Below are 24,208 nucleotides of genomic sequence, written 5' to 3'. Positions count from 1 at the left end.
CTCGCGATGGCGGCGGGTCAGGCGGCAGGGATGCTGGCTGTGACGGCCTCATCGCGAGCAAGCTCGCTCCCACGGGGATTCCGGGTGAATACAAGATTTGTGCTCAACAGAAATCCACTGTGGGAGCGAGCCTGCTCGCGATGGCGGCGGGTCAGGCGGCAGGGATGTTGGCTGTGACGGCCTCATCGCGAGCAAGCTCGCTCCCACGGGGATTCCGGGTGAATACAAGATTTGTGTTCAACAGAAATCCACTGTGGGAGCGAGCCTGCTCGCGATGGCGGTGTGTCAGGCGGCACGGATGTTGGCTGTGATGGCCTCATCGCGAGCAAGCTCGCTCCCACAGGGACTCCGGGTGAAAACAAGATTTGTGTTCAACAGAAATCCACTGTGGAGCGAGCCTGCTCGCGATGGCGGCGTGTCAGGCGGCAGGGATGTTGGCTGTGATGGCCTCATCGCGAGCAAGCTCGCTCCCACGGGGTTCCGGGTGAATACAAGATTTGTGTTCAACAGAAATCCACTGTGGGAGCGAGCTTGCTCGCGATGGCGGCGTGTCAGGCGGCAGGGATGTTGGCTTTGACGGCCTCATCGCGAGCAAGCTCGCTCCCACAGGGACTCCGGGTGAATACAAGATTTGTGTTCAACAGAAATCCACTGTGGGAGCGAGCCTGCTCGCGATGGCGGCGGGTCGGTTTAAACCGTCATTCCTTCACGCTCATGAACTCCTCCGCGAAACGGATGTATTCCTCGGGTTGCGTATAGGTGTGCGTCAGCTCGGTGGCGCTCAGGTCCGACGTCTGGGTGAGGATCTGGCGTTGTTCGCGCAGGCTGTCGTAGGTCGCCTTGATCGCGGCGAAGTACGCGCCATGGCCGTCGATGGTCACGCGCACACCCAGTTCGGCCAGGCGTTTGTCATCGCGCAGCAGCGGGTTGCCATAGGTCACCAGCATCAGCGGCACGCTCAGGTGCTCGGCGATCTGCTCCAGATGGTCGAAGTCCTTGATGCCCACCATGCAGATCCCGTCGGCGCCGGCGCTCTGGTATTGCCGGGTGCGGCTGATGATTTCCTGCACCGGCAGAATCCCGGCATGGGTGCGGGCGATGATTGCCATTTCCGAATCGCAGCGGGCTTCGAGCGCCGCGCGGATCTTGCCGACGCCTTCGGCGACCGTGATCAGGTCGGTGGATTTACGGCCGAACTGCGCGGGCAGCAGGGTGTCTTCGATGGTCAGCGCAGCCACGCCCGCACGTTCGAGTTCGACGATGGTGCGCATGACGTTGAGCGCGTTGCCGTAGCCGTGGTCGGCGTCGGCAATCACCGGCAACTGGGCGACACGGCCGATGCGAGTGGCCTGTTCAGCGAATTCGCTGAGGGTGATCAGGGCAAAGTCAGGGGCGCCCAGCACTTGCAGCGATGCGACCGAGCCCCCGAGGATCCCGACTTCGAAGCCCAGGTCGGCGGCGATGCGGGCCGACATCGGGTCGAAAACCGAGGCCGTGTGGTAGCAGGTGTTGGAGGCGAACAGTTGGCGAAAATTGTGGCGCAAATCTTGATGGGAAAGCCTGGACATATGAGTTCCACCAATGGAATGGAAGGGCTTGAGCAAAAGTGTCAACGCCGAAGAAATAAAAGGCTATCACGCGCGCAAGGGGAGAATGATGACGAATTTGCTGGGTCAGGCCGATTGACATCGCCGCGATGGAACTGATAGGTCACGCCGCCACGGCCTGTTGCCGCTGGTCAAGCAGCGGCACGGCGCGCACCGAGTCTCCGGGTTGCAGCTGCAGGCGCTTGGCGGTCAGGCGATCAACCACCAGGCTGTGGCCTACCTGTCGGGCCGGGGCGCAGGTAATGCGACAGTTTTCCAGGCGGCGGTTGTGAATCAGCCAGAGGGGCGCTTTATCGTCCGGCGAGCCGATGGCCAGTGACAGCGGTTGGCTGTCGCGCACGGTGCGGATCCCGGAAACCGGGGCTTCGATGACCGGCCCGCCGTCGAAGATATCGATGTAACCCTGGTGGGCAAAGCCTTCGGCGCTGAGGATTTTCAGGGCCGGCTCGGTATTGGGGTGGGCCTTGCCGATCACCGCCTGGGCCTGTTCGGTGAGCAGGCAGGTGTACAGCGGCTGGCGCGGCATCAGTTCGGCGATGAACGATTTGTTGCCCAGCCCGGACAAGTGATCGGCGTGGCTGAAATCCATCTTGAAAAAGTGCCGGCCGAGGCTGTCCCAGAACGGCGAGCCGCCTCGTTCGTCGGCACTGCCGCGTAATTCGGCGATGAGCCGGTTGCCGAACAGCTGGGTAAACTCGGCCACAAACAACAAGCGCCCGAGGGAAAGCAAACGGCCGTTGCTGCCCTGGCGCTGATCGGGGCGCAGGTACAACGAGCAGACTTCCGATTGCCCGGTCAATTCATTGCTCAGGAACAGGGTCTGGATCTGGCGCTGGATACCCAGGTCCGCCGAGGCGCTGACCGTCAGTCCGACCCGGTAGTTGTACCAGGGCTCGCGCAGACCGACGCCCCCCGTCAGGGCGCTGACGCCCACCACTTGCTGCTCGTCATCCTCGAGCACGAACAGGTAATCGGCATCGGCCCGGTCGACCTGTCCGGCGAAGGTGCGTTGGGCCCAGCGAATCCGGTAGGCCAGGCGTTCTTCATCGGCCGGCAGGCTGGTAAGCCCCGGAATGGCTTGCCGCACCAGCGTGAACAAGGCGGGCAGGTCGGTGATCTGGACCGGACGGACAATCATGGGGCGGTTCCTTGTGCGCGGGTGCTCGGGCGTTGAATCTGGCGGGTGTTCACAGGGCCACCAGCCGGACGGGGCTGCCCTCGGTCACCTTCAGCGCCGTGCACATGGCTGCGTCAAGGGTCACGGGTTGTCCGGGGATGTAATCAAGATCGGCGACGATGGCTCGGTAATCCTTCAAGGACTCGTTGCTCACCAGAAAGCTGCCGCGGGTGTCGATCACCGGGCCAGGCTGCGTTATGCCGCACTGGCTGTGGGCGATGGAGCGAATACTCGAGGTGCGCGCATAGAGCGTCGGGCCTCCATCGAACAGATCGATGTAACTGTTGGTTTCGAAGCCTTCCCGTTCGAGGATATCGAAGGCTTCCTGGCCATCGGGGTGGATGCTGCCGATGCAGTCCTGTGCCGCCTGGGGCAGCATGGGCACGTAGATCGGATACTGCGGCATCAGCTCGGCGAGAAAGGTGCGGCTCTGCAGACCGCAAAGCCGTTCGGCCTCGACGTAGGGCAAGTCGAAGAAATGCTTGCCCACGGCGTCCCAAAATGGCGAGTGGCCTTCATCACTGCTGTAGCCGACGATCTCGGTGATCACCGTTTCGGAAAAACGCCGGGCGTGGGCGGCGATGAACAACAGGCGCGCCCGCGACAGCAGTTCGGAATGCGCGCTGCGCACTCGCGCGGCATCGATATGAAAGCCCCGCAGCAAGGTGTGACCACTGAGGTCGTGACACAACGACAGGGCCGGTACACCGTGCTCGATGTTCAGTTCCCGCGAGGCACTGGTGAAGTGCCGGTTGCGCAGGCTGTAGAACGGCTCGTTGTAACCCGCCGTGGCGAGGATTTCCGAGCAGCCGGCCAGGTGCCGCGTCGTCAGGTCTTCAAGTACAAAGAAATAGTTTTCCGGGCCATGAGCCTGCACGTCCTTTTCGAACGAGGCACAGGAATCGAGGATTTTTCCGCGCAACCGTTCGCTATCGTCGGGCAGGGACGTGACGCCCACGAGGCTTTCACGGGCCAGCCTCTGCAACTGGGGCAGGTCGGCCAACTCGACTGGACGCAAGACCAGCATGGAGACACTCCTGTATCAAACGATTCGGCGGCTTGAGCCGAACCTGACTATCACTGTCGGTTTTTCCACACATTAAATCGGTGGTCATCTGAACGTTGTCAGGCGCCACGCTTTTTCTTATCGGATGTTTCTTGGGATGGACCGCATTAAACGAGGAGCAGGCGGTTCGGTCGGAGGTGGTGCCTGGCCAGGCGCGTTGATCGGGTGTTCGAGTAAAGGCATCCGGGCTCCTGCTGGATGAGTGTGGCACGTGTTTTAACAATCCGTTGAAAGGAGTATTTAATCATCGCGTACTGCCTGTCTAGTGAATTTTCGCGTGGTCTGCTGGTGCCCGAAAAAGGTGCGAAGTGCCTGTACTACGGGGCTACGCCGATGTCGTAAAGTCTTGTAGGCGATTGCCTGCATTGCGGTCAGCCATGACAGAAAATCTCGCAGGAAATGACTGAAGGAATCCGTTTCAAACAGGAAAATTAAACACCACCCGGGCCTGCTTTCTTGCGGCACAATTGCGCGATGGCGGTCACCTGACGCCGTCGTTTCTTTCCATCCCTGGAGTGATTGCTGGTGCAGGCAACCCGTTTAACCCTGATTTGCCACGCTCGAACCGTCGCACAGAAATTGGCGCGCTTTCCTCTGGACGAGCCTCTGGAGATGGATTGGCAAGCGCTCAGGCTTTCCCGTCGCAATCAGTTCAAGGGCGCTCAACGCCTTGTCTGTGGTCCGGAGTTGCGCACCCGGCAAACCGCTGGACTGTTCGGCAGTGCGCCGCAGATTGTCGACGCCTTGAAGGACTGCGATTTCGGGCGCTGGGGCGGTGAGCGCATCGGTGATCTGCAAAAAACCGAAGCCCAGGCGCTCCAGCATTGGCTGGACGACCCGGCTTCGGCCCCCCACGGTGGTGAGTCGCTGGTGCAACTGGGCGAGCGGGTGGGCGCCTGGCTGAAAACCTTGCAATCGACGCCAGGGCACATCGTTGCCGTTACTCATCCCTTTGTCATCCGCGCCGCGCTGACGCAAGTGTTGCAGGGGGGCGCGTCCAACCTGATTGATGTCGAACCCCTGTCGGCCGTCGAGTTGAGGTTCCATGACCGCTGGCGGCTGCGCTTTCCGGGCATCGATCCCGAGGAGCTGTTGTGATGAAAAAACTCCTGGTCATCGGGATCGGTGCCGGCAACCCCGACTACATCACGATGCAGGCCGTGAAGGCGCTGAATCAGGTCGATGTTTTTTTTCTCATGGACAAGGGCCAGAGCAAAGACAAACTCATCGATCTGCGCCGCGAAATCTGCGAGCGCTACATCACCGGCCACGACTACCGTTTTGTCGAAGCCCACAGCCCCGAGCGTGAGCGCGGTGAGGTGGACTACAAGAGCAGTGTCGACGACTTGAACCTGGCCAAACAACAGACCTTCGAACGGTTGATCAATGAAGAGCTGTCCGACAGCCAGTGTGGTGGTTTTCTGGTGTGGGGCGACCCTGCGCTGTACGACAGCACCATCCGTATCCTTCAGGCGATCCAGGCCTCGGGCGCCTGTGGGTTCGAGTTCGAGGTGATTCCCGGGATTACCAGCGTCCAGGCATTGGCGGCACAACACAAGGTGCCGCTCAACCAGATTGGCCGCTCCGTTGAAATCACCACCGGCCGGCGCCTGGCGGCAGGGCAGGTGAGCGATGCCGACAGCCTGGTGGTGATGCTCGATGCCCAGGATGCTTTCCATCAGGTGGTGGATCAGGACACCGAGATTTACTGGGGGGCCTATCTGGGGACGCCGGATGAAATCCTGATCAGCGGCAAGCTCAAGGATGTCGCGGATGAAATCGAACGGGTGCGCAAGGCGGCGCGGTTGGCCAATGGCTGGATCATGGATACCTATCTGCTGCGAAAACCCTGATCAGTCGGTGACCGGGCTGACGCCTTCGCGAGCAAGCCCGCTCCCACAGTGGATCTTCAGTGTTCACACCATCGGTGTGGGAGCGAGTCTGCTCGCGATTGGGCCTTGAAGGTCAACCGAAGGTGAAGTGTTACCCCCACGCCCAAACCGCTCCCGATACACCGAAGGCGGCACGCCAACCACCGTTCGAAACGCCACCCGGAAACTTTCCACCGAGCGATAACCACAGCGTTCGGCAATCTGCTCGGTGTTCTGGTCGCTGCTTTCCAGCAGTTCACGGGCGCGGCCCAGACGTTCGTGCTGCAACCAGGTTTTCGGTGACTGGCCGCTGGCTTCGGTGAAGCGGCGCAGGAAGGTGCGTTCGCTCATGGCGGCTTCGCTGGCCAGGTCGCGCACCTCCAGCGGCTCGTGCAAACGCTCACGTGCCCACTGCATGACGCGGGAAAGATCGTTGCGTGGTGCAGGACTGACCGGCGTCGGAATGAATTGCGCCTGACCACCGCTGCGTTGCGGCGACATGACCAGGCGCCGCGCCACGGAGTTGGCCACCTGGGTGCCGAAATCCCGCGCCACCAGGTGCAGGCAGGCATCGATGCCTGCTGCGCTGCCGGCGGAGGTGATCAATTGGCCGGAATCGACATACAGCACGTCCGGGTCCACGAGGATGCCGGGAAACCGCTCGGCCAGTTCCGAGGTATAGCGCCAGTGCGTGGTCGCACCGTGCCCGTCGAGCAACCCGGTGGCGGCGAGGACGAAAACACCGGAGCAGATCGACAGCAACCGCGCCCCCCGGGCATGGGCCTGGCGCAAAGCAGCGATCAGTTCTGCTGGCACCGTGGCGCTGCGGTCGCGCCAACCGGGGATGATGATGGTGCGGGCATCGGCGAGCAACTCCATGCCGCCATCGGCCAGTACCTGGATGCCGCCCATGGCCCGCATCGGACCTTGATCGACCGCGACGATACGATGCTCGTACCACGGAAAATCGAATTCAGGTCGTGGCAGGCCGAAGATCTCCACGGCAATGCCGAACTCGAACGTGCACAGGCCGTCGTAGGCCAGAATCGCGACCATTCCTGGAATGGGTTGCATTTGGCGGAAAGTTCCCGGTGAGTGTCTTGTACGCCACTGTAGCCGCAAGTGGCTGGCGGATAAAGTCTTTCCACACCCACCACCTCTTTGGAGTACAGCCCATGACCAGCCTGGTTCGCGAAATTCCCGCCGCCCCATCGGCCATCGCCCTGATGCATTTCAGTAACCGTCTGACGTTCGAAACCGACTGTTCCGACGTTTACGGCAGCCAGCAGGCTGGCGAAGTCGATTTCATTCTGGTGGATGTTCGGGGTCCGCTGGCGTTCGAACGCGGGCATGTACCGGGAGCGATCAACTTTCCCAGGCGCTTGCTGAGCGCCGAAGGTTTGGCGGGTTATCCGAAAAACAGCCTGTTTGTGGTCTATTGCGCCGGGCCTCACTGCAACGGCGCCAACAAGGCGGCGGTGAAACTGGCGGCCCTGGGTTATCCGGTCAAGGAGATGATCGGCGGCGTGACAGGGTGGCTCGATGAAGGGTTTGAGTTGAGTGTCGGGGTGCAGCGGCCGGTGAATGCTGTGATGGGTTGTGAATGCTGATATCCAAACACCATTGATCATTGTGGCGAGGGGGCTTGCCCCCGTTGGGTTGCACAGCAACCCCGGAATCTCTGAAATAGTCGAGAGTGTCGGGAGCGCTTCGCACTCCAACGGGGGCAAGCCCCCTCGCCACAGGTATGTATTTCAGCGAAAGGAAGCGGCCGCCCACCACTCATCCAGTGTCGCCTGCAACCACGCCAGCACATCGGCGTAGGCCGCATCGTCCTGCGGCCCTCGGGGCAAAGGCGACTCATCGCCAAAATGCGCATTGAGCAGGGCCACCGACTCGGCGTTCCACTCCGGATGAAACTGCAGACCCAGCCGCGCCGGCCCGGCGCGGTACATCTGCTGCACACAGTGCTCGCTGCTGGCCAACAGCTGCGCCGCAGGCGGCAGGTCGATGGCGTCTTCGTGCCACTCCAGCACCTTCAGCGTTTTCCCATCGATAAAGGTCACGGTGGTCCATCCGGTTTCGGTCCGGTCCATCCGCCGTACATTCCCGCCCAGGCTCAGCGCCAGCAACTGTGCCCCCAGGCATATGGCGAACACGGCCGCGTCCTGATCCAGCGTGCCTCTGAGCCATTGCCGTTCGGCTTCCAGCCAGGCCGGGCCGGCATTGGATTCATAAGGCCCGCCCAACAGGATCACGGGATCGGCGCTGACGGGCGGCAATTGGCCGAGGTCGGCGCGAAACACCTTCAGCGTCAGCCCTCGGGATTCGGCCCAGATGGCGATGGCGCCCGGACCTTCGGCGCAGTGGTGCTGGATCAGGTTCAACGTGGGCATCACGCTACTCTCGATGGGACGCAAGGGCGCTCAATGTGCCGCAAAACACCGGGCATCGCCAGCCGTCCCGTTCTGTCGGATGGAGCCGGAAAACCTGTAGGTTTGCTCTGAAAACGCGGCATGTCTGACAGACTTTGCACCGTCATGGCGCGTTCACCTCGGTGCCTCTCTCCGGGTGCCACTTTTCTATAAATATTTGTCGCCTTGGCGTAATTTACCCTCCTGTAGCCGCTCTAGACTGCCGGCCACTTCGGTTTCCGCTCACGAAGCGATGACCGAACGCTGCCAATCGAAGCTGCCAATAAAAGCCTCCGCACACAGGAGTTAAAAATGAAGAAGCTAGTGATGTTCGGTGCCCTGGCACTGTCGATGTTGTCCCTGACCGCCGTGGCCGAAGACGCCAAGCCGATCCGCATCGGTATCGAAGCCGGCTACCCGCCATTCTCGATGAAAACCCCTGACGGCAAACTCACCGGTTTCGACGTGGATATCGGCGATGCGCTGTGCGAGCAGATGAAAGCCAAGTGCACCTGGGTCGAGCAAGAGTTCGACGGCCTGATCCCAGCGCTGAAGGTCAAGAAAATCGACGCCATCCTGTCGTCCATGACCATCACTGACGACCGCAAGAAGAACGTCGATTTCACCATCAAGTACTACCACACCCCGGCGCGCTTCGTGATGAAGGAAGGCAGCGACGTCAAGGACCCGCTGACCGAACTCAAGGGCAAGAAAGTCGGTGTGCTGCGCGCCAGTACCCACGACCGCTTCGCCACTGAAGTGCTGCAACCGGCGGGGATTGTCCTGGTGCGCTACGGCTCCCAGCAGGAAGCCAACCTGGACATGGTCTCCGGCCGCATTGACGCGCTGCTGGCCGACTCGGTCAACCTGGACGACGGTTTCCTGAAAACCGACGCCGGTAAAGGTTTTGCCTTCGTCGGCCCTGAGTACAACGATCCGAAATACTTCGGCGGCGGCGCAGGCATTGCCGTGCGCAAGGGCGATAAGGAACTGGCGGACAAGTTCAACACCGCCATCACCGAAATCCGCGCCAACGGCAAGTACAAGCAAGTGCAGGACAAGTACTTCAAGTTTGACGTTTACGGCGAGTAAGCGAGCCGTTCAAGAAAGTGGTAGCCGTTGACGCGGCTGCCACTTTTTTTGTGCAATTTTTTCAGCGAAGAAGATACCTGTGGGAGCGAGCTTGCTCGCGATAGCGGTGGGTCAGGCAAAATGGCTTCGACTGAATGAACGCCATCGCGAGCAAGCTCGCTCCCACAGGTTTCTCTGTTTTCAGGAGTTTATATGCAACGCATCGACCACAAACTGCCCTGGAGCCACCTGGGCAGCGAGCGTACCCTCAGCGTGTTTCGTTATGGCGCGGGCACGCGCAAGGTGTACATCCAGGCCAGCCTGCACGCCGACGAATTGCCGGGCATGCGCACGGCCTGGGAGTTGAAGAAGCGCCTGACCGAACTTGAACAACAGGGACAATTGAAGGGTGTGATCGAACTGGTGCCGGTGGCCAATCCCATTGGCCTCGACCAGCACCTGCAAGGCAGCCACATGGGGCGTTTCGAGCTCGGCAGCGGCAAGAATTTCAACCGCTCGTTCGTCGAACTCAGTGCGCCGGTGGCCGCGTTGATCGGTGATCGTCTCGGCAGCGATGCCCAGGCCAACATTGCGTTGATTCGCCAGACCATGGGCCAGGTCCTCGACAGCTTGCCGGCAGCGGCATCGCAGCTGGAAGCCATGCATCGACTGTTGCTGCGCCATGCCTGCGACGCCGACATCACCCTCGACCTGCATTGCGATTTCGATGCGGCGATCCACATCTACGCGTTGCCGCAGCACTGGCCGCAGTGGCAATCCCTGGCGGCGCGTTTGCAGGCCGGCGTGGCGTTGTTGTGTGAAGACTCCGGCGGCAGTTCGTTCGATGAATCCTGTTCTTCGCCATGGTTGCGCCTGGCCAGGGCGTTCCCGGCGGCGGCGATTCCACCGGCCAACCTGGCGACCACCCTGGAACTGGGCAGCATGGGAGACACCCGCGTCAATCAGGCCCAGGCCAATTGCGAGGCCATTCTCGGGTTCCTCGCCGAGCAGGGATTCATCTCCGGCACCTGGCCGGCGGCACCGGCCGAATGCTGTGAAGGCATGCCATTCGAAGGCACCCAATACCTGTTCGCCCCGCATCACGGCGTGGTCAGCTTCCTGCGCGAGGCCGGGGAGTGGGTGGAGAAGGGCGATGCACTGTTCGAGGTGGTCGACCCGTTGAACGACAAGGTCACCACCGTGCAGGCCGGCACCAGCGGTGTGCTGTTCGCCATCGACCGTGGGCGCTACACCCAGCCAGGCAGCTGGCAGGCGAAGGTCGCCGGGCGCGAGCCGATTCGGGTGGGCAAGTTGATCAACGACTGAGCCAGGTACTTCGCCGTCTGTTCTGGCCTCTTCGCGAGCAAGCCCGCTCCCACAGGGTTTACGCGTTCCCTGTGGGAGCGGGCTTGCTCGCGAAGGCGGCATCGGCCACGCCTGAGATGTTCCTGTCTACTGCACAGTGTTAGGCTCTTGCGCGAATCCTGCATTCAGTGAAGGAAGACCCATGTTGAAGATTCTCGCGCTGCTTACGCTCCTGGTATCCACCGCTGTCCACGCCCAAACTCCGCTGCAAACCGACTTGCCGCTCAAGTATCTGGAGCAGGCCAACGCCGATTCGAACCATCAACCCCTGGTGATTTTCCTCCACGGTTACGGCAGTAACGAGCAGGACCTGTTCGGCATCAAGGATGACTTGCCCGCGTCCTACACCTACCTGTCGGTGCGGGCACCCTTGGTGATGGAGGCGGGGAGCTATCAGTGGTTTCGCAAGAAGGGCGAAGGGGCCTACAACGGCGAGACCGATGATCTGAAGTCCAGCGGCCAGTTGTTGCTGGATTTCGTCGCACAGGCCACGAAGAAATATCACACCGAACCGGAGAAGGTGTTCCTGGTCGGCTTCAGCCAGGGCGCGATCATGACCTACGAAACAGGCCTGCGGCATCCCGAGGCGCTAGGCGGGATCGCTGCGTTGAGCGGACGGATTCTGCCGGTGCTCAAGTCCGAGCTCCAGCCGGATGAAAAACGCCAGTCGCTGGCTATTTTCATCGGGCATGGCGAGCAGGACAAACGCCTTCCCTACAGCGACGGTACTGAAGCCAACAGCCTGCTGCAGAGCGTGTCACTCGAACCCGAGTTCCACGGCTACCCAGGTGTCGGTCACAGCATCAGCGCCGACGAGATACAGGACTTGAGCGCCTGGTTGCAGCGTCTCAACCCCTGACATTCATTTTCCGCTGACGATCTGCTTGACCAGGGTTTCGTGGGCCGCCATGTCGCCGGGGCGGGAAATCACCTGGATTACCGCCATGCGAGTGCCGGATGCGGCCATCAGCGTGGTGGTGAGGGTCATGCCACCGCCTTGCGTGGCAGTGCCGTCGATCTGGCGCAGGCCCAGCCCGGTTTTCTGGGTCAGGGCTTTCTCGCTGAGCTTGTTGTAGTCGGGCAGGGATTTGTGTTGCGCCGCATCGAAATCGGCCACGGTGCCGTCGAGGAACCCGCCGTCGTTGTCCTTGACGCTGATACCGTTGGGTAGAGTGTTTTCAGCGGCGATCACCACGGTCTTGGTGGTTTCATTGCTGTAGAGGGTGCCGCTGGCACCGTCCGGGCTGGCCGGCAGCGGGTTGGCGACGAAACCCTTGGGCAGGTTGAAGGTGAACTTGCTGCCGAGCATGGAGACTTTATGGGCGGGCGCATCGCTGGAAGTGGACTTGGCGGCCTGCGCATTCAAAGCCCCAAGGCCGGTAGCGGCTGCCAGCAGCAGTACAAGGGCTTTTTTACTCAACAATGACATCGGAATCTCCAGGGATGTGCGCGCGGTGGGGCGCGATCATCCCATGGAGGTTGCGATGCATTCCAGCGTGCTCTACCCAGCGGTCACCTTGGCTGAACACCCACCTATGCTCAGGGCCGCTCGATGAGCTGATGCAGCTTAGCGTTTGATGGCTGCTCTTTGAGTGTCAGTCGCCGGGCTGGCTGGCCGCGCCAGCAGGCGTTTGGTCACGCCCAACATGGCCACCGACACCGCGACGCCCAGCACAAAAGCGTTCATTCCCATCGTCGGCAGGGCCAGGGCCAACACCAGGCAGAAGGCGGCGAACGAGTACATGCCGGTGGCAGTGGCGCGCAGCAGCGCGGCGGTAAAGGCCGGGCCACGGGTTTGCTGGGAGAACACCGCCATCACGCTGCCCAATACGGGGAACACTGCCAGCAGGCCGCTCCAGCGGTCACCGACGGTGCTGGCCAGCAGTGTCACCACCAGGGTGAGCAATGCACCGGCCACCATGCGCAACAGGAGCTTGTCGGATTTCGGCACCGGGCCACTGAGCACGGGTTGCACAGTGGGGAACAGGTACGGTGCGGCGAGCAGCGCGGTGGCGGCGGCGCACACCGAAAACACCAGGGAGGCCGGGATCAACGACAGGACAACCGCCACCAGTGCCCAGACCGACAGCGAGCTCAACAGCGCCAGCGGCCATCCGGCCCGTTGTGCGACCTGGGCGTAGCTCACGCAAAACGCAATCATCGCGAACATGGCTGACAGCGCGGCGGTGGCTGATTGCGCAGCGAACGACTGGCCTTGTTCGAGGGCGAGGAACAACAGGATCGGCCCGACCACCACCGGCAACCCCGACAACCAACCGGCCACGCTCGGCCCCCAGCGTTTGCCAGCCAGGGAAATCAGCAGCAGGAAGCCTGGGATCACCAGCAGTTTGAGGATCAACACGCGCACGTCTCCGACCTTGTGAGGTGGCAACGGTAACATTGCAGCGGGTAGATTGCTTTATGTGCATGTAAGTTTTGTATACAAAAATAGAGATTTTCTCGAGTTCTACGAAAGGCTCTTTTGCGCAAACGTTTTATCAAGGCATCCCACGATGAGGACAGCTCACCTTGAAACGCCAACGTTCACCCCTGCGCCATGGTCTGTGGCTGCTTGTCTTGCTGAGCTGCCAGGCCCTGGCCAATTGGCAGGACTCGCTGCCCGGCGCGCAAATCCTCGGCAGTGGTGAGTTTCGCAAGTACGGCTTCGATGTCTACAGCGCACGGCTCTGGAGTACTTCGCGCCCCCTGGCGAACGATCAGCCGTTCGCCCTGGAGCTGATCTACCAGCGCAGCATTTCCCGTGATGACCTGGTGAATGCCAGCGTCAGGGAAATCAAGCGACTCGCCGGCACCTCGGTCAGTGCCGAGCAACTGGCGTCCTGGCACGTGCAGATGCAACAGTCGTTCGTCGACGTACAGGCCGGCACGCGGCTGACCGGTGTCTATCTGCCGGGGCAGGGCGTGCGGTTTTTTCTCGGTCAGCAGCTGCTGCGTGATGTGAAGGACCTGCAATTCGCCAAGGCGTTTTTTGCCATCTGGCTCGATCCGCGTACCGGCAACCCCAAGTTGCGTCAGCAGTTGTTGGGCGTGGCGCCGTAAACTTTGCGATGATCCGGGCCTCATCGCGAGCAAGCTCGCTCCCACAGTGTTTGGCGGTGTGGCTCCATTTTGTGACCAGTACAAAAACCTGTGGGAGCGAGCTTGCTCGCGATGAACGATGACGCGGTCCATCTGAAAAAAAACGCAGGCAAAAAAGAACCCGGTGCGACTTGCATCGCACCGGGTGTTTTTCCAGGCGGTCACGGATCTTCGTGGGTCCCCGCGCCGTCTGTTGAACGCTGTTGGCTTAAGCCCGTTCGAGCGCCAGTGCCACGCCCTGACCACCACCGATACACAGGGTGGCGAGGCCTTTCTTGGCGTCACGCTTGAGCATTTCATGCAGCAGGGTCACCAGCACGCGGCAACCCGAGGCACCGATCGGGTGACCCAGGGCGATGGCGCCGCCGTTGACGTTGACCTTGTTCAAGTCCCATTCCAGGTCCTTGGCCACGGCCAGCGATTGCGCGGCGAAGGCTTCGTTGGCTTCAACCAGCTCAAGCTGGTCGATGGACCAGCCGGCCTTGTCCAGGCAGCGGCGGGTGGCCGACACCGGGCCGATGCCCATGATCGCCGGGTCGACGCCTGCGTTGGCGTAGGCGGCGATTTTTGCAAGGACTGGCAGGCCCAGGGCCTTGGCCTTTTCGGCGCTCATCAGGATCACGGCCGCGGCACCGTCGTTCAGCGACGAAGCGTTACCGGCGGTCACCGAACCGTCCTTCTTGAAGGCGGCTTTGAGTTTGCCCAGGGATTCGGCGGTGGTGCCGGCCCGTGGTTGTTCGTCGGTGGCGAAGGACAGCGGATCGCCCTTGCACTGCGGGATCAGGATCGGCGTGATTTCATCGACGAAGCGCCCGGCTTCGATGGCGGCCACGGCTTTCTGTTGCGAGGCGGCGGCGAACGCGTCCTGTTGCTCGCGGCTCAGGCTGTATTTCTCGGCCAGATTCTCGGCGGTGATACCCATGTGGTAATCGTTGAACGCATCCCACAGGCCATCGCTGATCATGGTGTCGACGATTTGCGCGTGACCCATGCGCAGGCCGGTGCGGGCACCGGGCATGACGTAGTTGGCCAGGCTCATGTTTTCCTGGCCACCGGCGATGATCACGTCGGCATCGCCGCAGCGAATCGCCTGGGCACCCAGGTGCAGGGCCTTGAGACCGGAGCCGCAGACCTTGTTCAGGGTCAAGGCCGGCACGGCGAAGGGCAGGCCGGCCTTGATGGCGGCCTGGCGCGCAGGGTTTTGCCCGGCGCCGGCGGTCAGCACCTGGCCCATGATCACTTCATCGACTTGCGCAGGATCCAGGCCGGTTTGTGCGAGCAGCTGGCGGATCACCGCAGCGCCCAGGTCGACGGCGGACACATTGGCCAGCGAACCCTGGAAACTGCCGATCGCGGTGCGCGTGGCGGCAACAATGACGACTTCTTGCATGGAATGATTCCTCACTGGGCAGCGAACTGCATTTCCGGTACGTGGTCCGGCACGATCAGTTTACCTGCGGTCTTGGCGACGATCTCTTCGACGCTGACGCCCGGCGCACGTTCTTTCAGGATGAACGCGCCGTTTTCGATTTCCAGGTAGGCCAGGTCGGTCAGTACACGCTTGATGCACCCGGCGCCGGTCAGCGGCAGGCTGCATTGGGACAGCAGCTTGGACTCACCGTCCTTGGATGCGTGGGTCATGATGACGATGATGTTGTCTGCGCCGGCGACCAGGTCCATCGCGCCGCCCATGCCCTTGACCAGTTTGCCGGGGATCATCCACGAGGCGATGTTGCCTTGCACGTCCACTTCAAAGGCGCCCAGCACGGTCAGGTCGACATGACCACCGCGGATCATCGCGAAGGACTCGGCCGAGGAAAAGATCGAAGCACCGATACGTGCGGTCACGGTTTGCTTGCCGGCGTTGATCATGTCGGCATCGATGGTGTCTTCAGTAGGAAAAGGACCCATGCCCAGCAAGCCGTTTTCCGACTGCAGCATGACTTCCATGCCTTCGGGGATGTAGTTGGCGACCAGGGTCGGAATGCCGATGCCCAGGTTCACGTAGAAGCCGTCCTGCATTTCGCGGGCGACGCGTTGAGCCATTTGTTCGCGGGAAAGTGCCATTGTTTTTATTCCTTCATTCGGTCCGGGGGCAGGGGATCACTTACGCACGGTGCGCTGTTCGATGCGCTTCTCGAACGTGCCGCAGATGATCCGGTCGACGTAGATGCCAGGGGTGTGGATCTGCGCCGGGTCCAGCTCGCCGGGTTCGACGATTTCTTCGACTTCGACCACGGTGATCTTGCCGGCGGTGGCCGCCAGCGGGTTGAAGTTCTGGGCGGTGTGGCGATAGATCACGTTACCGAAATGGTCGGCTTTCCAGCCTTTGACGATGGCGAAGTCGCCGGTGATGGATTCTTCCATCAGGTACTTGCGACCATGGAATTCGCGGACTTCCTTGCCGTCGGCGACAGGCGTGCCAACGCCGGTGGCGGTGAAGAACGCCGGGATGCCGGCACCGCCTGCGCGCATTTTTTCAGCGAGAGTGCCTTGCGGGGTCAGGGTGACTTCGATTTCGCCCTTGAGCAGCTGCTCTTCGAACAGCTTGTTTTCGCCGACGTAGGACGCGACCACTTTGCTGATCTGGCGGTCGGTCAGCAGTACGCCAAGGCCGAAACCGTCGACGCCGCAGTTGTTGGAAACCACGGTGAGATCGCGGGTGCCCTTGCGCTTGATCTCGTTGATCAGGTTTTCCGGGATCCCGCACAGGCCGAAGCCGCCAGCGATCACGGTCATGCCGTCTTCAAGACCTGCCAGAGCTTCCTCGTAGGAACTCACGCGCTTGTCGAAACCTGCCATATGCACCTCTTTTATTCTTTGTGGGCGGCTGGCTAGCCGAATGGAATGGAGTGTCTCGCTGTCAGATTAATTTGTTAAGTTGTTTTTTAGAGCGGATTGATTGATAAAGCTCAATAATGTGCTGCCCAGTCTCTTGCAGCTTAGAACCTGTAGCTTACAACCGGAGCGTTGCCCCATGACCGTCAAGCAGATCCGCGCCTTTCTGGCCGTGGCCCAGAGCCTGAGCTTTGCCGTGGCCTGCGAGCGCCTGCACCTGTCGCAATCGGCCCTGAGCCTGACCATCAAGGCGCTGGAGGAGGGCCTGGGCGGGCGCTTGTTCACCCGCAACACGCGCAACGTGGCGCTCACCGCCGAAGGCGAATCCCTGGTGCCGCTGGCGCGCCGGTTGATCGCCGACTGGGACAATGCCGAGGATGAACTGCGTCAACGCTTCACCCTGCAGCGCGGTCGCGTGACCCTGGCGGCGATGCCGTCGTTCGCCGGCAACCTGCTGCCGCCGATCCTCAAGACCTTCCGCGCCCGTTATCCGAATGTCAACGTCACGGTCAATGACGTGATCAACGAGCAGGTGCTGGAAATGGTCCGTGACCGCCAGGTGGAGCTGGGAGTGGCCTTTGAACCGACCCAGAGTTCGTCGCTGCAATTCACGCCGTTGTACATCGACCGTTTCGTCGCGGTGGTGCCTCTGGATTCGGCACTGGCCGAACTCGATGACATCGACTGGCAGACCCTGCTCAAGGAGCCGTTCATTACCTTGCAGCGTCCGTCCACTGTGCGAGTAATGCTTGAAGAGCATCTGCAGGCCCGCGGCATGAAGCTGCCGGTGGAATTTGAAAGCCATCAACTGGCGACGGTCGGGCGCATGGTCGCCAGTGGCCTGGGCGTGAGCGCGGTGCCGGCCTTGTGCGCGGGGCAGATGCGTGAACTGGGGGCGCGTTGCATCACCTTGCGCGACCCGGTGGTGGAGCGGGCACTGGGGGTGTTGACGTTGCCGGGGGGCGAGCTGTCGGCGGCGGCGCAGGCGATGTTTGATGTGCTGAAAGAGGAAAACCTTGGGCAGCGATTTTCGTGAGTTGTATGGGGGACCTTGTGGGAGCGAGCTTGCTCGCGATGAGGCCAGCACATCCAGACAGTTTATTGGCTGATCCACCGTCATCGCGAGCAAGCTCGCTCCCACAGGGATCGGGTTTCGTCAGTTGCCAAGTAGCTTCGCCAATATTGGCAACAACCGCTCGCACGACCCCTCGATCTTCAAATCCAGAATCTCGTCCGCCCGGGTCTTGCCCAGGTTGATCGCAATCAACGGCTTGCCCTGATCCACCACCGCCCGGCACAAGCGAAACGCCGAATAAGCCATCAGCGACGAGCCGATCACCAACAGCCCGGCAGCCTGTTCGACGGCGGCCATCGCTTTCGCCGCCGTGGCCTGTGCGACGTTCTCGCCAAAAAACACCACATCCGGCTTCATCCGTTCCCCGGCGCAATGCGGGCAGTGCGGGACCTGGAAGCGTGCCTCAAAGGCCGGGTCGAGCAAGGTGTCGCCGTCCGGCGCTTGCACCGCGTCGACGCCGGCCAGGTAGGGGTTCTGTGTTTCCATCAAGTGCTGGATCGAATCGCGCTCGCTGTGCCGGCCGCAATCCAGGCACAACACCCTATGCAGACTGCCGTGGAGTTCGATCACGTCACGGCTGCCGGCCTGGTCGTGCAGGGTGTCGACGTTCTGGGTGATCAGCCCTCTGATCTGTCGCGTGTCTTGCAAGCGAGCCAGGGTGTCGTGGGCTTCGTTCGGCTGCGCCAGACGCACCCTCGGCCAGCCGAGCATCGCCCGCGCCCAGTAGCGTCGCCGGGACTCCGGGGCCGAGAGAAACTCCTGGTACATCATCGGCTGCCGGCCCCGTCGCACGCCCTGGCTGTCGCGATAATCCGGGATGCCCGAAGGCGTGCTGATGCCGGCCCCGGTCAGCACGGCAAACGGCTGATCCGCCATGAGCTGATGGAGGCGATCGAGCTGTTCATGGATCAGATTGTCGAACATGCTGTGCAGGCCTGTAGGAGCGAGCTTGCTCGCGATGGTCGTCAACGATAACACTGTAAGCCTGACACCCCGCGGCGTGATCGCGTTTATCGCGAGCAAGCTCGCTCCTACAAAAAGCAGACAGTATTTATTTACGCGCCTCCAGGATCAGGTTGAACGGTGTTTCCGTGGCCCGCCGGAAACGGGTGAAACCGGCCTCGCTGAACACCTTGCGCAAACGCGCCTCACCGGCCTGGGCACCGAGGCCGAGGCCGACTTCCTGGGACAGCGAATTGGGCGTGCAGATGAAGGTCGACGCCGCGTAGAACAGGCGTCCGATCGGGTTGACGTTGTCGTCGAGCAAATCGTTGGCGTAGGGCTCGACCAGCAGCACCGTGCCGTCGTCCTTCAACGACTCATAAGCATGCTTGGCCGCGCCCACCGGGTCGCCCATGTCATGCAGGCAATCGAAGTAGCAGATCAGGTCGTAGTCGCTGCCGGGGTAGCTTTTGGCCGTGCCCTGGAAGAACCTGGCCCGACTGGATACGCCCCCTTCTTCGGCCCGTTGGGTGGCAACGGTAACGGACGGCGCGTGGTAGTCGAAACCGACGAAGCGCGAATCCGGAAACGCCTGGGCCATGATCACCGTCGAGGCGCCATGGCCGCAGCCGATGTCCGCCACTTTGGCCCCGGCTTCCAGTTTGGCCACTACGCCGTCGAGGGCCGGCAACCATTCGGCGACCAGATGGGCTTTGTAGCCGGGGCGGAAGAAGCGTTCGGTCCCGCTGAACATGCACGGATGGTGATCGCCCCAGGGCAGGGCGCCGTTGCCGCGCATGGCGTTGACCAGTTTGTCCTTGTCATGGAAAAACGACGCGACCACGCCGATCCCGCCCGCCACATAAACCGGTGAGTCTTCTTTTGCCAAAGCCATGGCCTGCTCTTCGGGCAGGCGGAACTGGCCGTCCTGGTGTTCCATGTAGCCTGAGGCGGCGTGGGCACTGAGCCATTCGCGCAGCAGGCGGGTGTTGCAGCCGGTTTTCTCGGCAAGGGTTTCAGGGGTGATGGGCTGACTGTCGGCCATCGCCCGGTACAGGCCGAGTTCTTCGCCGAGGATGACGTTGGCGAGCATCGCCGCGCCGCCCATGTCATTAACCAGTTTGCCCATGAAATCGTTGAGTCTGGCCTCGTCCATCATGTGTGCTCCTTCAGTAGGATCACGGTCCAGAGGCATTGTCTGGCGAGGGGATCGCCACTGGGCGGTGGTCGTGGGAATGTACAGGGCACCAAGCGGGCCCTGTGTGCAGTAAGTTTAGTTCGGGCCTTGTACCGCGCGGTCTGGCGCGACGAAAGCAACGTTTTTTCTGGCGGTACACGACCCTGTGGGAGCGGGCGTGTATCCCACTGTATCCAGACCCCTTTTCGACACAGTGACCTCTAATTCCGGCCCCAGCCGAACACAGTCCTGATACACCCCTTCGATTAACTCTGTCTCATGGCGGGCACCGGCTCGCGTCCTTGAACATCTTGTGAGATCGACACCATGCAGACCTCCATTCCCCCCGTAGCCAAGGCCAGCGCAGGGCTTGGCCTGCGTCGCGGTTTACTCAAAGACCTCCAGGCCGCACCAGCAGGCGATTTCGACTTTCTGGAAATCGCACCGGAAAACTGGATCGGCATCGGCGGTGCCCACGGCGCGGCATTGCGGGCCCTGGCGGAACGCTATCCATTGTCCTGTCATGGCCTGTCCCTGTCCCTCGGTGGGCCGTCGCCGCTGGACGTTGGTTTTTTGCAGGAAGTTCGGGGTTTTCTCGATCACTACAACGTGCCGCTGTACAGCGAGCATTTGAGCTATTGCAGCGATGACGGTCACCTGTACGACCTGTTGCCGTTGCCTTTTACCGAAGAGGCGGTGCACCACGTCGCCGCGCGTATCCGCCAGGCCCAGGACATTCTCGGGCGACGCCTGGCGGTGGAAAACGTCTCTTACTATGCCGCGCCTCAACAGGACATGGACGAGGTGACCTTCACCAATGCCGTGCTGCGCGAGGCCGATTGCGACCTGTTGCTGGACGTCAACAACGTGTACGTCAATTCGATCAACCACGGCTTCGATCCGCAGGCGTTCCTGGCTGGCATCGATTCGGGGCGGGTGGTGGCAATGCACATTGCCGGACATTTCGATGAGTCTGACACCTTGAAGATCGACACCCATGGCGCTTCGGTCAAACCGGCGGTGTGGTCGTTGCTGGCCCAGGCTTATGCCCGGTTCGGTGCGCAACCGACCTTGCTGGAGCGGGATTTCAACTTTCCCGTCTTCGCTGAACTGGTGGCGGAATTGCAGACCATTCGCCGCCTGCAACAGGAGGGCGTGAACCGTGGGTAAGTCGAGTCTTTTGCATCAGCAAACCACCATGGGCCTGTACCTGCGCGACCCTGAACGCAACGGGCCACCCACCGAAATGGACCCGGCGCGGGCCCTGGTTTATCGCGATCTGGTGTTCGCCAACCTGTCTTCGCTGCTCAGTGGCACCTTTCCGGTGTTGGTGAAGATTCTGGGTGACGAGCACTGGCGTTCGCTGGTGCGGATCTTTCTACGGGACTACCGCGCCCGCACGCCGAAATTCGGTGAGATTGCCCAGGAGTTTGTCGAGTTTCTCGCGGCCGGGCCTCAGGCGTTGAGTGATGGGCCGTGGCCGCCGTTCATGGTGGAGCTGGCGCATTACGAGTGGGTGGAAATGGCGTTGCAACAGTCTGACGCCGAGCTTCTGGTGGGTGGTGATGCCGCGTTGCTGCTGGATCGGCCCTTGCGGGTATCGCCGCTGGCCTGGCCGTTGGCGTATGCCTGGCCGGTGCAAAGGGTGGGGCCGGATTACCAGCCTGATGTGGCGCCTGCTCAACCGACCTTGTTGCTGGTGCGTCGCGCCGAGGACTGGAGTGTGAGGTTTTCTGAATTGAGTCCGTTGGCGTGGCGGTTGTTGCTGCGAATTGGCGAGTTTCCCGAGTTGACCGGGCGTGAGCAGTTGCAAGGACTGGCGGTCGAGGCGGGGGCGGTGGGGGCTCCGGAGTTTCTGGAGGGTGGGGTGGTGTTGTTGCGGCAGTTGCATGGGGAGGGGGTTGTTGGTGTTGGTTGATATTCTTTGACCTTGGCGGCCTTTGGGCCGACCAGGTTCTTGGTTGATTGAGTACATATCCGTTGCTGCGGTAACGGCGGCTGGCGGTTTCGCCCTTACGGCGAGTCCCTTTGGCAAACGCCCCAAAGGAACCAAAGGTCTCGCCCCGAACGTACGGCCCCTCGCCAAGGCTCGGGGTTCCTTCGCTCCGGCATTCATCCGGGGGCATCGCCCTCCGGTTGGCTTCGCTGGCACCTACATGCGATGTGTTCGACTGCGTCGAACGGCGCTGCGCGCCAATCCCCGGATGAACACCTCCACTCAGCCTGCCGAGGGGGCGGGTGGATCAAGATCAAAAGCTGCAGGCGAGCTAACGCTCGACCTGATGAGTGGTGAAGAGCGTTTGTGTACGCCGATCTGCTTTTGCTCTTCTGTGGGAGCGAGCTTGCTCGCGAAGGCGGTCTGACAGCCGACCAATTTCTTGCTGATGTACACCGATCAAATTGTGGGAGCGAGCTTGCTCGCGATGGCGGCCAGCCAGCCGACCAATTTCTTTCGAGTGTACCCAGCCCAACTGTAGGAGCGAGCCTGCTCGCGAAGACGGCCTGCCGGCCGACCGAAATCTTGCAGATGTACTCGATACCTGTGGGAGCGAGCTTGCTCGCGATGACGGCCTGCCGGCCGACCGAAATCTTGCAGATGTACTCGATACCTGTGGGAGCGAGCTTGCTCGCGATGACGGCCTTGACAGCCGACCAATGTCTCAAAGGTGCCCCCGATCCCCTGTGGGAGGCTCGAATCGCTTTTCAGGGTTGGCTGCCACTGGCACTCACGCGTGGTTGCTCGTTTGTTGCATTCACACCCTTGTCCCAAAGAGCAACCAACCCACCGAAAGTCCCGACATAGGCCGTGCCGTCCGGCGCCAGTGTGATCGGCGACCAGTTGTTGTCGAAGGCCTGGCCGACCCCGCTCAGCGCCTTGAACCGGGTCTGGCCGCTGTCGAAATCCAGCGCCATCAGGTACCAGGCGTTCTCGCCGTCGGGCTGCGGCTCGAAGGTGTAGAAGTACAGCAGACCGTTGCTCACCGAGAGTTTGGGGACCACCGAAGGCGAACGTTCCTTCGATTCCCAGATCCGGTCGCAGCCCGACTCATCGTTGCGGATGTCGATGCGGCTGATGCCGCCGTGCACAGCCTGCCAGTCCTTCTGCGCGAAGGCGCTGGTGTAGCCGGCGTTGTTCTCGAGGATGATCGAGCGACCCCAGCCGATGGCCGAGTTGTCGGTGGCCGAGGCGTTGTTGTCGAACACCGGCAGCTTGCAGATCAGGCGATTGCCGGCGTAGTCCTGCTCGCGACGGTAGACCAGCAGGTTGATGCGTCCGTCGCTGTTGTCGGTGATGGTGACGTAGCGCTCGCCGAGCAGGGTCGGGGTGGTACCGCTGCCCTGATTGATCGCGCCGACCTTGCGCCCGGTGCCGCGGTCATAGACTTCGCGCCAGCCTTGCAGGGGCTTGCCCTCGGCATCGGCGACGAAGCGGTACATGGCGTGGTCGGACACCAGATAGACACCATCGGCCGCCACCGACATGCCGTTCTGGATTTCTTCGTTGGCCAGTTGAATGCCCTGGACCTTGCCGGTGTCGGGGTTCAGGGTGCCGATGCGGCCGCGCCGGGTGATCCACCAGATCAAGCCCCGGTGATCGGGCATGACCCCGGTGACGGGGTCGCATTCGCCTTTGGGGAACCAGTTGGCAGGCTTCACACAATCGTGGGGGACCTTGTCGCTCAGGTCCCAGTTGTCGACCGCTTCGAACGACCACGCACCGGACTCATCCTGACGATGCACGACGCGCTGGATGTGCTGCTCGGCATCGGCGATGACCACGCGATTCTGTTCGTCGACATAGAAATAGGCGCCGGAGGTGTCGGCCATGATCTTGTCCGGGTCCAGGGTAATCAGCGCGTGGAAAGTCGACGGACGCGGCGGCAGCGGATAGCGGGCCAGCAGCTTGAGGGTGCGTGGTTCGAGCAATTGCAGTTCGAACTGCATCAGGTTGGCGCACAACACCACCAGGCGACCCTGCTGATCGAAGGTATGAATCGGGCACATGCCGCCGGGCTTGCGGCTGCCATCGCGACTGTTCACCTGAACATCCCGGCCCAACGGACCTGGTCCCGGGTGCGTGTCGGAGCTGTAGCCATCGGAATGCATGTAGCTGCTGCCGTTGCTGGTCATGTAGGGGTTGGCGGGAATGGTACCGTTCAGCGGTTGCGCGACAGCGGCGCTACCGATCAAGGGTGTGGCGCTGCCGTTGCTGGCCAGCGGTTGCGGTTTATAGGGTTCGGAACAGGCACTGAGCAGGCCGAGCAGGGGCAGGGCAAGCAGGAGTGGAGCACGCATCGAAGCCTCGCGATCTTGTTATTGGTGTGTTGCGCAATAAGCAGCAACGGGGCTGCCCGGGCATCGGCTGTTTGGACTAACCTTCGGTGAAAGGCCTCGCACCGCTGATCAAAGCGGACATGTATTTTGGCCATTTCGATCTCCTTTTGGCCTGCCTCACGCTGTGAACCGGCGACGCCGTCAGCAAGAATCAGACGCGGGTGGCTGAGT

At 61.6% G+C, this 24,208-nt stretch carries 23 protein-coding genes; 10 read left to right on the top strand and 13 right to left on the bottom strand.

Features of this window, described 5'->3' with window-relative positions:
* Positions 1–698: 698 nt before the first annotated feature.
* From AC1RDQ_RS01135 to AC1RDQ_RS01125, 3 genes are all read right to left on the bottom strand, one after another.
* Positions 699–1,568, bottom strand: coding sequence for an isocitrate lyase/PEP mutase family protein (locus tag AC1RDQ_RS01135; RefSeq protein ID WP_492585969.1), 870 nt, complete (start codon positions 1,566–1,568; stop codon positions 699–701).
* Positions 1,569–1,710: 142 nt separating this feature from the next.
* Complete coding sequence (gene astA, locus AC1RDQ_RS01130; RefSeq protein ID WP_492585967.1) at positions 1,711–2,745, bottom strand: arginine N-succinyltransferase; 1,035 nt, start codon at positions 2,743–2,745, stop codon at positions 1,711–1,713.
* A 49-nt stretch (positions 2,746–2,794) separates the two neighbouring features.
* Positions 2,795–3,811 carry an arginine N-succinyltransferase gene (locus AC1RDQ_RS01125; RefSeq protein WP_492585965.1) on the bottom strand — a complete coding sequence of 339 codons (1,017 nt, stop codon included), beginning with the start codon at positions 3,809–3,811 and terminating at the stop codon, positions 2,795–2,797.
* 564 nt (positions 3,812–4,375) lie between these two features.
* On the opposite strand from AC1RDQ_RS01125, the gene AC1RDQ_RS01120 reads away from it, so the two are divergent.
* Together AC1RDQ_RS01120 and cobF are read left to right on the top strand one after the other, a co-directional pair.
* The gene (locus AC1RDQ_RS01120; protein WP_492585963.1) at positions 4,376–4,948 is read left to right on the top strand and encodes a histidine phosphatase family protein; all 573 of its coding nucleotides are present in this window, start codon (positions 4,376–4,378) and stop codon (positions 4,946–4,948) included.
* Complete coding sequence (gene cobF, locus AC1RDQ_RS01115; RefSeq protein ID WP_407516547.1) at positions 4,948–5,703, top strand: precorrin-6A synthase (deacetylating); 756 nt, start codon at positions 4,948–4,950, stop codon at positions 5,701–5,703. The genes AC1RDQ_RS01120 and cobF overlap by 1 nt, the downstream gene beginning before the upstream one ends.
* 63 nt (positions 5,704–5,766) lie before the next feature.
* On the opposite strand, the gene ftrA is transcribed toward cobF, so the two are convergent.
* Positions 5,767–6,795, bottom strand: a complete 1,029-nt coding sequence (gene ftrA / locus AC1RDQ_RS01110; RefSeq protein ID WP_492585961.1) for a transcriptional regulator FtrA — start codon at positions 6,793–6,795, stop codon at positions 5,767–5,769.
* Between the two features lie 101 nt (positions 6,796–6,896).
* Here ftrA and AC1RDQ_RS01105 point away from each other — a divergent pair, with 101 nt between their 5' ends.
* Entirely contained in the window at positions 6,897–7,331 is a 435-nt protein-coding gene (locus AC1RDQ_RS01105; RefSeq protein ID WP_492585959.1) for a rhodanese-like domain-containing protein, read from the top strand.
* A gap of 144 nt (positions 7,332–7,475) precedes the next feature.
* Here AC1RDQ_RS01105 and AC1RDQ_RS01100 read toward each other — a convergent pair whose 3' ends face one another.
* Positions 7,476–8,117, bottom strand: coding sequence for a type 1 glutamine amidotransferase (locus AC1RDQ_RS01100; protein ID WP_407516551.1), 642 nt, complete (start codon positions 8,115–8,117; stop codon positions 7,476–7,478).
* Positions 8,118–8,447: 330 nt separating this feature from the next.
* On the opposite strand from AC1RDQ_RS01100, the gene AC1RDQ_RS01095 reads away from it, so the two are divergent.
* The 3 genes from AC1RDQ_RS01095 (at position 8,448) to AC1RDQ_RS01085 (ending at position 11,430) form a co-directional block, all read left to right on the top strand.
* Positions 8,448–9,227, top strand: a complete 780-nt coding sequence (locus AC1RDQ_RS01095) for an ABC transporter substrate-binding protein (protein ID WP_090456345.1) — start codon at positions 8,448–8,450, stop codon at positions 9,225–9,227.
* A gap of 192 nt (positions 9,228–9,419) precedes the next feature.
* Positions 9,420–10,532 carry a succinylglutamate desuccinylase/aspartoacylase family protein gene (locus AC1RDQ_RS01090; RefSeq protein WP_218496439.1) on the top strand — a complete coding sequence of 371 codons (1,113 nt, stop codon included), beginning with the start codon at positions 9,420–9,422 and terminating at the stop codon, positions 10,530–10,532.
* 181 nt (positions 10,533–10,713) lie between these two features.
* Positions 10,714–11,430: an alpha/beta hydrolase gene (locus tag AC1RDQ_RS01085; protein WP_223504861.1), complete on the top strand. Its 717-nt coding sequence runs from the start codon at positions 10,714–10,716 to the stop codon at positions 11,428–11,430.
* Positions 11,431–11,433: 3 nt separating this feature from the next.
* Here the strand turns inward: AC1RDQ_RS01085 and AC1RDQ_RS01080 are convergent, their stop codons facing one another.
* Together AC1RDQ_RS01080 and AC1RDQ_RS01075 are read right to left on the bottom strand one after the other, a co-directional pair.
* Entirely contained in the window at positions 11,434–12,000 is a 567-nt protein-coding gene (locus AC1RDQ_RS01080; protein WP_489338740.1) for a hypothetical protein, read from the bottom strand.
* 138 nt (positions 12,001–12,138) lie between these two features.
* The gene (locus AC1RDQ_RS01075) at positions 12,139–12,933 is read right to left on the bottom strand and encodes a hypothetical protein (protein WP_492586392.1); all 795 of its coding nucleotides are present in this window, start codon (positions 12,931–12,933) and stop codon (positions 12,139–12,141) included.
* 167 nt (positions 12,934–13,100) lie between these two features.
* On the opposite strand from AC1RDQ_RS01075, the gene AC1RDQ_RS01070 reads away from it, so the two are divergent.
* Positions 13,101–13,631 carry a chalcone isomerase family protein gene (locus AC1RDQ_RS01070; protein ID WP_492585957.1) on the top strand — a complete coding sequence of 177 codons (531 nt, stop codon included), beginning with the start codon at positions 13,101–13,103 and terminating at the stop codon, positions 13,629–13,631.
* A gap of 247 nt (positions 13,632–13,878) precedes the next feature.
* Here AC1RDQ_RS01070 and AC1RDQ_RS01065 read toward each other — a convergent pair whose 3' ends face one another.
* From AC1RDQ_RS01065 to AC1RDQ_RS01055, 3 genes are read right to left on the bottom strand one after another with little or no spacing between them, the layout of a single operon-like run.
* Complete coding sequence (locus AC1RDQ_RS01065; protein ID WP_492585955.1) at positions 13,879–15,060, bottom strand: acetyl-CoA C-acetyltransferase; 1,182 nt, start codon at positions 15,058–15,060, stop codon at positions 13,879–13,881.
* 11 nt (positions 15,061–15,071) lie between these two features.
* On the bottom strand, positions 15,072–15,737 hold the full coding sequence (locus tag AC1RDQ_RS01060; protein ID WP_008021761.1) for a CoA transferase subunit B: 666 nt from the start codon (positions 15,735–15,737) through the stop codon (positions 15,072–15,074).
* A gap of 36 nt (positions 15,738–15,773) precedes the next feature.
* Positions 15,774–16,472, bottom strand: coding sequence for a CoA transferase subunit A (locus AC1RDQ_RS01055; RefSeq protein ID WP_034150336.1), 699 nt, complete (start codon positions 16,470–16,472; stop codon positions 15,774–15,776).
* A 175-nt stretch (positions 16,473–16,647) separates the two neighbouring features.
* Between AC1RDQ_RS01055 and AC1RDQ_RS01050 the strand changes: the two genes are divergently transcribed.
* Positions 16,648–17,544 (top strand): LysR family transcriptional regulator, encoded by an 897-nt coding sequence (locus AC1RDQ_RS01050; protein WP_150814351.1) that lies wholly within the window; start codon positions 16,648–16,650, stop codon positions 17,542–17,544.
* A gap of 120 nt (positions 17,545–17,664) precedes the next feature.
* Here AC1RDQ_RS01050 and AC1RDQ_RS01045 read toward each other — a convergent pair whose 3' ends face one another.
* Both AC1RDQ_RS01045 and AC1RDQ_RS01040 read right to left on the bottom strand, forming a co-directional pair.
* Entirely contained in the window at positions 17,665–18,507 is an 843-nt protein-coding gene (locus AC1RDQ_RS01045; RefSeq protein WP_429521519.1) for an NAD-dependent protein deacetylase, read from the bottom strand.
* Between the two features lie 127 nt (positions 18,508–18,634).
* Positions 18,635–19,681 carry a class I SAM-dependent methyltransferase gene (locus AC1RDQ_RS01040; protein WP_154862055.1) on the bottom strand — a complete coding sequence of 349 codons (1,047 nt, stop codon included), beginning with the start codon at positions 19,679–19,681 and terminating at the stop codon, positions 18,635–18,637.
* 348 nt (positions 19,682–20,029) lie between these two features.
* Here AC1RDQ_RS01040 and AC1RDQ_RS01035 point away from each other — a divergent pair, with 348 nt between their 5' ends.
* A complete protein-coding gene (locus tag AC1RDQ_RS01035) occupies positions 20,030–20,872 on the top strand; it encodes an HvfB family MNIO-type RiPP peptide maturase (RefSeq protein WP_218496446.1) in 843 nt (280 codons plus the stop codon).
* Positions 20,865–21,620 carry an HvfC family RiPP maturation protein gene (locus AC1RDQ_RS01030; protein ID WP_492585953.1) on the top strand — a complete coding sequence of 252 codons (756 nt, stop codon included), beginning with the start codon at positions 20,865–20,867 and terminating at the stop codon, positions 21,618–21,620. The genes AC1RDQ_RS01035 and AC1RDQ_RS01030 overlap by 8 nt, the downstream gene beginning before the upstream one ends.
* 785 nt (positions 21,621–22,405) lie before the next feature.
* On the opposite strand, the gene AC1RDQ_RS01025 is transcribed toward AC1RDQ_RS01030, so the two are convergent.
* A complete protein-coding gene (locus AC1RDQ_RS01025; protein WP_492585951.1) occupies positions 22,406–23,998 on the bottom strand; it encodes a hypothetical protein in 1,593 nt (530 codons plus the stop codon).
* Between the last annotated feature and the right edge of the window lie 210 nt (positions 23,999–24,208).

This window comes from Pseudomonas sp. GW823-FHT02E01, assembly GCF_058797535.1.
The sequence above is the reverse complement of the archived record's forward strand: the minus strand, read 5'-3'. Positions and strand labels throughout refer to the sequence as shown.